Below are 8571 nucleotides of genomic sequence, written 5' to 3' on the forward strand. Positions count from 1 at the left end.
CGAGCGATCAGCGAGCGATGTGCTCCGGGAACCGGCAGATCTGGGCGAACTCCTCCGCGTCCAGGCTGGCGCCCCCCACGAGGCCCCCGTCCACGTCCGGCTGGGCCATGATCGAGGCGACGTTGGACGCCTTGACCGAGCCGCCGTAGAGGACCCGGACCTGGTCGGCGGTGTCCTGGTCGAAGCGTTCCGCCAGTCGCCGACGGACCGCCCCGCAGACCTCCTGGGCGTCCTCCGGCGTCGCGGTCTTGCCGGTGCCGATCGCCCAGACCGGCTCGTACGCGATCACGACCTGCCGCACCTGCTCGGGCGTGAGCCCGGCGAGGCCGCCGTCGAGCTGGTCGGCACAGTGCGCCACGTGGGTGCCCTGCTCGCGCACGTCCAGCCCCTCCCCCACACAGAGGATCGGGGTCAGGCCGTGCGTCAGCGCCGCCTTCACCTTGGCGTTGACCAGCGCGTCGTCCTCGTGGTGGTAGGCCCGCCGCTCGGAGTGCCCGATCACCACGTACGTGCAGCCGAGCTTGGCGAGCATCGCGCCGGAGATGTCCCCGGTGTACGCGCCGGACGCGTGCGGGGAGAGGTCCTGCCCGCCGTAGCCGATCAGCAGCTTGTCCCCGTCCACCGCGGTCTGCACGGTGCGCAGGTCGGTGAAGGGCGGCAACACGACCGTCTCCACCTCGGTGAGGTGCTTCTCGGTGAGGCTCGCGGCCAGCTTCTGCACCAGCAGGTTGGCCTCGAGGTGGTTGAGGTTCATCTTCCAGTTGCCAGCCATCAACGGCCGGCGGGTGGTGCTCGCCATTCAGTTCTCCAGGGCTGCGATGCCGGGGAGGGCCTTGCCCTCGAGGTATTCCAGGGAGGCGCCGCCACCCGTGGAGATGTGCCCGAAGGACGACTCGTCCAGCCCCAGGGCACGGACCGCCGCCGCCGAGTCGCCGCCGCCGACGACGCTGAACGCGTCGGCCTTGGTGATCGCCTCGGCGATCCCCCGGGTTCCAGCCGCGAAGGCCGGCATCTCGAACACGCCCATCGGGCCGTTCCAGAAGATCGTCTTCGCCTGGGACAGCGCGGCGGCGAAGCCCGCCACCGTCTCCGGGCCGATGTCCAGACCGAGCCGGTGGCTCGGGATGCCGTCGACGCGGACCGTGTCGTGCGTGGCGTCCGGGGCGAACGCGTCCGCGACCACCACGTCGACCGGGAGCATGATCTTGCCGCCGGACCGCTCCAGCAGGTTGCCGCAGGTCTCGACCATGTCCTTCTCCAGCAGCGAGGTGCCCACCTCCAGGCCCTGAGCCTTGAGGAAGGTGAAGCACATCCCGCCACCGATGAGCAGCCGATCGACCGTGGGCAGCAGCGCCTCGATCACGGCCAGCTTGTCGGACACCTTCGACCCACCGAGCACCACCACATACGGCCGCTCGGGGTTACCGGTGAGCTTGGAGAGCACCTCGACCTCACGCAGCACCAGTCGGCCCGCGACGTGCGGCAGCCGAGCCGGCACGTCGTAGACGCTGGCGTGCTTGCGGTGCACGGCGCCGAACGCGTCGTCCACGTACGCGTCGCCGAACGCGGCGAGCTGGTCGGCGAAGGCACCCCGCTCGGCCTCGTCCTTGCTGGTCTCACCCGCGTTGAAGCGCAGGTTCTCCAACAGGGCGACCTGGCCGTCGGCCAGGCCAGCGACGGTGGAGCGGGCGGAATCACCGACGGTGTCGGTGGCGAAGTGCACCGGCGCGCCGAGCAGCTCACCGAGCCGCCCGGCGACCGGGCCGAGGCTGAACTGCGGGTCCGGTGCGCCCTTCGGGCGGCCCAGGTGCGAGCAGACGACCACCTTCGCGCCGGCCTCCACCAGCGCACCGATGGTCGGCAGCACCGCGCGGATGCGCCCGTCGTCGCTGATGGCGCCGGTCTGCTTGTCGAGCGGGACGTTCAGGTCGGCGCGCACCAGCACGCGCCGACCTGCCACCCCCTCGGCGAGCAGGTCGTCGAGGGTCCGGATGCTCACAGCGAGGAACCGACCAACTTGACCAGATCGACCAGGCGGTTGGAGTAGCCCCACTCGTTGTCGTACCAGCCGACGACCTTGACCTGGTTGCCGACCACCTTGGTCAGCGGCGCGTCGAAGATGCACGACGCCGGGTCGGTGACGATGTCGCTGGAGACGATCGGGTCCTCGTTGTAGACCAGGATGCCCTTGAGCGGGCCGTCCGCGGCGGCCTTCAGCGCGGCGTTGACCTCGTCCACGGTGGTCTCGCGACCCACGTTGACGGTCAGGTCGGTGACCGAGCCGGTCGGGATCGGCACCCGCAGGGCGTACCCGTCGAGCTTGCCCTTGAGCTCCGGCAGCACCAGGCCGATGGCCTTGGCGGCACCGGTCGAGGTCGGCACGATGTTCAGCGCGGCGGCCCGGGCCCGACGCAGATCCGAGTGCGGCGCGTCCTGGAGGTTCTGGTCCTGGGTGTACGCATGGATCGTCGTCATCAGACCGTGCTGGATGCCGAACGTGTCGTGCAGGACCTTCGCCATCGGCGCGAGGCAGTTGGTGGTGCACGAAGCGTTGGAGATGATGGTGTGCTTCGCCGGGTCGTAGGTGTCCTGGTTGACACCCATGACGACGGTGACGTCCTCGTTCTTCGCCGGGGCGGAGATGATGACCTTCTTGGCCCCGCCGGCGACGTGCGCCTTGGCCTTGGTGGCGTCGGTGAAGAAGCCGGTCGACTCGATGACGACGTCGGCGCCGACCTCGCCCCACGGCAGCTTCGACGGGTCCTTCTCGGCGTACGCCTTGATGGTCTTGCCACCGACGGTGATCTCGTCGGCGGTGGCCTTGACCTCGTACGGCAGGCGACCCAGGATGCTGTCGTACTTGAGCAGGTGGGCGAGCGTGGCGTTGTCGGTCAGGTCGTTCACCGCCACGACCTCGATGTCGGCGTCGGACGCCAGCACTGCCCGGAAGAAGTTACGGCCGATCCGGCCGAAGCCGTTGATGCCAACCCGGATGGTCACAGGTCACTCCTCGCGTTCTGGTCCGCCGGCTTCAGACAACGGGCCGGCGGAGTGGTGTGCGCCGACCGTTGGAGCCGGCCGTTGACGGTTGATCTCGGCCACCCCGCCGCGGTCTGAGGACCTGACCGCCCGAGGCGGTGGCACGACGAGGTGTGCCTGTGTCGGCCCCCTTGCCGTACGCAGCGACCTTATCCGAGCGTGCGAGGCCACGCTGCGCCGGGTCGTGCACCCGGGCGCACCGTGCGGCCCTGCCGTCCTATCAGACCACGAGCATGTCGGGCGTGACGGCTGCTTCGGTATCCGGGATGCCGAGGTCTCGGGCCCGCTTGTCGGCCAGCGCCAGCAGCCGCCGGATACGCCCGGCGATGGCGTCCTTGGTCAGCGGCGGGTCGGCCAGCGCGCCCAGCTCCTCCAGCGACGCCTGCCGGTGCTCCAGGCGCAGCCGTCCGGCGTCGGTCAGGTGGTTGGGGGCCTCGTCGGCGAGGATCTCCAGTGCACGGGTGACGCGGGCGGCGGCGGCCACCGCGGCGCGCGCCGAGCGACGCAGGTTGGCGTCGTCGAAGTTGGCGAGCCGGTTGGCGGTGGCCCGCACCTCGCGGCGTACCCGACGCTCCTCCCAGGCCAGCACGCTGGAGTGCGCGCCGATCCGGGTGAGCAGCGCGGCGATCGCGTCGCCGTCCTTGACCACCACCCGGTCCACCCCGCGTACCTCGCGGTTCTTGGCGGTGATGCCGATGCGGCGGGCCGCGCCGACCAGCGCCAACGCCGACTCCGGCCCCGGGCAGGTGATCTCCAGGGCGCTGGAGCGGCCGGGCTCGGTGAGCGAGCCGTGCGCCATGAACGCGCCCCGCCACGCGGAGACCGCGCAGCAGACGTTCGCCGCGACCACGTGCGGGGGCAGCCCGCGCACCGGTCGACCCCGCACGTCGAGCAGGCCGGTCTGCCGGGCGAGGGCCTCGCCGTCCTTGACCACCCGCACGATGAAATGGCTGCCCTTGCGCAGCCCACCGGAGGCCAGCACGTGGATCTCGCTGGGGTAGCCGTAGACCTCCGCGACCTCCCGGCGCAGCCGTCGGGCCACCGCCCCGGTGTCCAGTTCAGCCTCCACCACCACGCGGCCGGAAACGATGTGCAGCCCGCCGGCGAAGCGCAGCAGTGCGGCCATCTCCGCCCGCCGACAGCAGGGCTTGGGCACGTCGACCCGACTCAGCTCGTCCTTGACCGCGGCCGTCATCGCCATTGTGCGTCCCCTCACGGACCTGTTCCGGCGTGTCGCCGGAGATTACGTACGTGTCTAACGATCGGCGCCCAGGACAGGCACCAGCGCGGCGCCCAGGGCAGCCGGATCATGGCGGGGAGTGCCGTCGATGACGGCGACGGGGGCGAGGACCAGGCGGGCACCCAGCGATTCTGCCGCACGTTCGACCGGTTCGGGGTCACCCACCGCCTTGGCATCAGTGAGCACGAGATCCACCTTGAGCTCGGGCAGATACCAGCGCAGAGCCGCGAGATGATCGGCGACGGAGAGCCCGAGGGTCTCCTTCTCCGCGGCGAGGTTCAGCGTGACCAGCCTCCGGGCCGAGCTGGACACGATCGCGTCGGCCAACTGCGGCACCAGCAGGTGCGGTAGCACGCTGGTGTACCAGCTGCCCGGGCCAAAGATCAACCAGTCCGCCGCCCTGATCGCCTCGACGGCCTCGGCGCAGGCCGGTGGGGCGGCCGGGGTGAGACGCAGCGACTCGACCCGCCCGGTGGTGACCGCCACCTGGTGCTGGCCGCGCACGGTGCGCACCTCGTCGGGGGCGGCCGGGTCGGCGCCGCGTACCCGCGCCTCGATGCTGACCGGCTGGCGGGACATCGGCAACACCCGGCCGACCGTGCCGAGCATCGCGCCGGCGTGCTCCAGCGCGGCCACCGGGTCGCCGAGCAACTCCATGAGACCGCAGAGCACCAGGTTGCCCACCGCGTGCCCGGCCAGCCCGTCGGTGCCGGCCGGGGCCCCTTCGGTGCCCCGCGGGCCAGCACCACGCTGGTCGAGGTCGTCGGTCGTCGCCGGGCCCGGGTCGGTCGCGCCGGATAGGGGTACGCCCACCGGCACGGCGGCGAAGCGGTGCTGGAACAGCCCGGCGCTACGCCGAGTGGCCGGATGGTCCCCGGCCAGCGCCACCAGGGCCTGGCGCAGATCGCCCGGGGGCAGGCCACCCCGCTCTGCGCGCAGACGGCCGCTGGAGCCGCCGTCGTCACCCACGGTGACCACCGCGGTGATGTCAAGGTCGAGTTCGGGGGCACAGTGACGCAGCGCGCGCAACGAGGCGGACAGCCCGTGCCCGCCGCCGAACGCCACCACCCGCCGGGCCGTCATTCCCGCCCCAGGTCGCGGTGCTGGGCGTTGGCCGCCAGCCCGGAGTGGCGCAGTCGCGCGGCCAACTCCTCGGCGATGGCCACACTGCGGTGCTTGCCGCCGGTACAGCCCACGGCGACCGTGAGGTACCGCTTGCCCTCCCGCTCGAAGCCGGCGGTGGTGGCGTTGACCAGGTCGGCGTACGAGGCGACGAACGCGTCCGCGCCCTCCTGGCCCAGCACGTACGCGCTGACCGCCTCCTCCCGCCCGGTGTGCTCGCGCAGCTCCGGCACCCAGTACGGATTGGGCAGGAACCGGGCGTCCAGCACGAAGTCGGCGTCGGGCGGCAGCCCGTACTTGAAGCCGAACGACAACACGGTGACCCGCAGCCGCCGGGCGTCCTCACCGCCGAACAGCTCCTCGATACGCCGACGGAGCTGGTTGACGTTCAGGTGGCTGGTGTCGATGATCACGTCAGCCTGGTCGCGCGCCTCCTCCAGCAACCCGCGCTCCACGGCGATGCCGTCGGCCAGCCGCCCGTCGCCCTGCAACGGGTGCGAACGGCGAACGCTCTCGAACCGCCGGATCAACACCTCGTCGTCCGCGTCGACGAAGACCACCCGGGGCGAGAACCCGCGCTCCTTCAGCTCCCGGATCGCCCCGGCCAGGTCGGTGGAGAAGGCCCGCGACCGCACGTCCAACACCATCGCGGTACGCCGAGCCGCGCCGCCCGCCTTGAACGCCAGCTCGGCCATGTCCAGCATCAGCGCCTGCGGCAGGTTGTCGACCACGTAGTAGCCGACGTTCTCCAACGCCCGGGCAACCGTGCTGCGGCCACCCCCCGAGACGCCGGTGACCACCACGAGTGTGGTCTCCGACTCGGCCGCCGACTGCCCGTCAACGGCCACCGGGTCGTCGATCCGGTCACCGGCTGTGCGCGCCTCGCTCACCCGTACCCCCAAGCTGTGGCGCCGCGCGGCCGCCCTCGGCCGCGATTGGTCAATCAGCGACTCTATCCCGCCGCCGGGTCGAGGCCGGGCACCCGCCACGGGTCGTCGGACGACCGATGACGCGCGGTCGCCCTCCCGACAGCCCTCGCCCTTGATAAAGATCAATATGGTGGTCGGGGTGACGGCCCACCGCGGCCTGGCGAACCGGTCCAGCCAGTCAGGCGCGCTCACCTCGGGTGCGCCGGGCGGGCGCTGTCGGGGTCGGATCGTAGACTCCGCGGATGGCTTCTCCCACCGACCTGCGTACCGAGGACGCGCTGCCGGTGCTGCGCCGGGTGTTCGGCTACGACGCCTTCCGCGGTTTCCAGCAGGACGTGATCGACCACGTGGTCGCCGGCGGCGACGCGCTGGTGTTGATGCCCACCGGTGGCGGCAAGTCCCTGTGCTACCAGATCCCGGCCCTGGTCCGCGACGGGGTCGCGGTCGTCGTGTCCCCGCTGATCGCGCTCATGCAGGACCAGGTGGACGCACTCACCGCGGTCGGCGTACGCGCCGGGTTCCTCAACTCGACCCAGACCCTGGACGCCCGACGCCGGGTCGAGGCGGCCTTCGTCGCCGGCGAACTGGACCTGCTCTACCTTGCCCCCGAGGCGCTCGGCACCCGCTCCACCCTCGCCCTGCTGGACCGGGGGCGCATCTCGCTGTTCGCGATCGACGAGGCGCACTGCGTGAGCCAGTGGGGGCACGACTTCCGCCCCGACTACCTGGCGCTGTCGATGCTGCACGAGCGGTGGCCCCAGGTTCCCCGGATCGCGCTGACCGCCACCGCGACCAGCGCCACCCGCACCGAGATCGCCTCCCGGCTCAAGCTCGACGACGCCCGCCACTTCGTGGCCAGCTTCGACCGGCCCAACATCCAGTACCGGATCGTGCCCAAGCGGGAGCCCCGCAAGCAACTACTGGCCCTGCTACGCGACGAGCACCCCGGCGACGCCGGGATCGTCTACTGCCTGTCCCGGGCCTCGGTCGACAAGACGGCGGAGTTCCTCACCGCCAACGGGGTCGCCGCCCTGCCGTACCACGCCGGGCTGGACGCGGCCACCCGCGCCGCCAACCAGCAGCGCTTCCTGCGGGAGGACGGCCTGGTCATGGTGGCCACCATCGCCTTCGGCATGGGCATCGACAAACCCGACGTCCGGTTCGTCGCCCACCTCGACCTGCCCAAGTCGGTCGAGGGCTACTACCAGGAGACCGGCCGCGCCGGGCGGGACGGCCTGCCCTCCACCGCCTGGCTGGCGTACGGGTTGCAGGACGTGGTCCAGCAACGCAAGATGATCGAGACGTCCGACGGCGACCTCGCGCACCGGCGCAACCTCGCCGCGCACCTGGACGCGATGCTCGCCCTCTGCGAGACGGTGCGCTGCCGGCGGGTCCAGCTGCTCGAATACTTCGGCGATACGACGACGTCCGCGTGCGGCAACTGCGACACCTGCCTCACCCCGCCGGAAACCTGGGACGGCACGGTCGCGGCCCAGAAGTTGCTCTCCGCCGTCTTCCGGCTCGACCGTGAACGCAACCAGCGGTTCGGTGCCGGGCAGTGCATCGACATCCTGCTCGGTAAGCAGACCGACAAGATCAGCCAGTACGGTCACGACTCGCTGACCGTCTTCGGCATCGGCTCCGAGCTCAGTGAACCGGAGTGGCGGGGCGTGGTCCGGCAGCTGCTCGCCGAAGGGCTGCTCGCCGTGGAGGGCGACTACGGCACGCTCGCCCTCACCGAGGCGAGCGCCGAGGTTCTGGGTCGCCGCCGCACGGTGACGATGCGCCGCGAGACGGAGAAGCCGGCATCGACCCGCTCGTCGAAGCCGCGCGGTTCGGCCACCGTGGTCGCCGAGCTGACCCCGGCCGCCACGTCGCTCTTCGAGCGGCTGCGCGGCTGGCGGGCGGCCACCGCCAAGGAGCAGGGCGTCCCGGCCTACGTGATCTTCCACGACGCCACGCTGCGGCAGATCGCCAGCGACGCGCCGGGCACGCTGGCCGACCTGTCCCGCGTCAGCGGAGTCGGCGAGAACAAGCTCGCCAAGTACGGCGAGCAGATCCTGGCCGTCCTCGCGACCGACTGATGGCATGCCGAAGGGCCGGGCCCCTGGTGGGGGTCCGGCCCTTCGGTCGTGTTGTTGTGTGCGGGTCAGCTGGTGGCGTAGCCGCGGGTGGCGATCCAGTCGGCGAGGTGCTCGGTGGTGACTTCGTAGGAGGCGGTGTTCGGGTTGGCGGAGTCGG

7 protein-coding genes and 1 pseudogene are annotated in these 8571 nt (G+C 71.4%); 1 reads left to right on the forward strand and 7 read right to left on the reverse strand.

All coding sequences use genetic code 11. The features are described 5' to 3' along the window. Window positions 1-7: 7 nt before the first annotated feature. The 6 genes from tpiA to rapZ all read right to left on the reverse strand — a co-directional run bounded on the left by tpiA (window position 8) and on the right by rapZ (window position 6261). Entirely contained in the window at window positions 8-799 is a 792-nt protein-coding gene (gene tpiA, locus ABZT18_RS30285; protein ID WP_355253075.1) for a triose-phosphate isomerase, read from the reverse strand. Next, window positions 800-1999: a phosphoglycerate kinase gene (locus ABZT18_RS30290; RefSeq protein ID WP_354994714.1), complete on the reverse strand. Its 1200-nt coding sequence runs from the start codon at window positions 1997-1999 to the stop codon at window positions 800-802. Next, window positions 1996-3000 (reverse strand): type I glyceraldehyde-3-phosphate dehydrogenase, encoded by a 1005-nt coding sequence (gene gap, locus ABZT18_RS30295; RefSeq protein ID WP_355253078.1) that lies wholly within the window; start codon window positions 2998-3000, stop codon window positions 1996-1998. The genes ABZT18_RS30290 and gap overlap by 4 nt, the downstream gene beginning before the upstream one ends. Before the next feature lie 259 nt (window positions 3001-3259). Beyond that, window positions 3260-4240, reverse strand: coding sequence for a DNA-binding protein WhiA (gene whiA / locus ABZT18_RS30300; protein ID WP_210785006.1), 981 nt, complete (start codon window positions 4238-4240; stop codon window positions 3260-3262). Window positions 4241-4294: 54 nt separating this feature from the next. Continuing rightward, complete coding sequence (locus ABZT18_RS30305; RefSeq protein WP_355253081.1) at window positions 4295-5362, reverse strand: 2-phospho-L-lactate transferase CofD family protein; 1068 nt, start codon at window positions 5360-5362, stop codon at window positions 4295-4297. Further along, on the reverse strand, window positions 5359-6261 hold the full coding sequence (rapZ, locus tag ABZT18_RS30310) for an RNase adapter RapZ (protein ID WP_354994968.1): 903 nt from the start codon (window positions 6259-6261) through the stop codon (window positions 5359-5361). The genes ABZT18_RS30305 and rapZ overlap by 4 nt, the downstream gene beginning before the upstream one ends. A 311-nt stretch (window positions 6262-6572) precedes the next feature. On the opposite strand from rapZ, the gene recQ reads away from it, so the two are divergent. Further along, a complete protein-coding gene (gene recQ, locus ABZT18_RS30315) occupies window positions 6573-8414 on the forward strand; it encodes a DNA helicase RecQ (protein WP_355253084.1) in 1842 nt (613 codons plus the stop codon). Between the two features lie 65 nt (window positions 8415-8479). Here the strand turns inward: recQ and ABZT18_RS30320 are convergent. Then, window positions 8480-8571: pseudogene (locus ABZT18_RS30320) on the reverse strand (phytochelatin synthase); the annotation flags it as partial.

Origin of the sequence: Micromonospora sp. NPDC005291 (assembly GCF_040607415.1) — a bacterium.
GTDB lineage: Bacteria > Actinomycetota > Actinomycetes > Mycobacteriales > Micromonosporaceae > Micromonospora.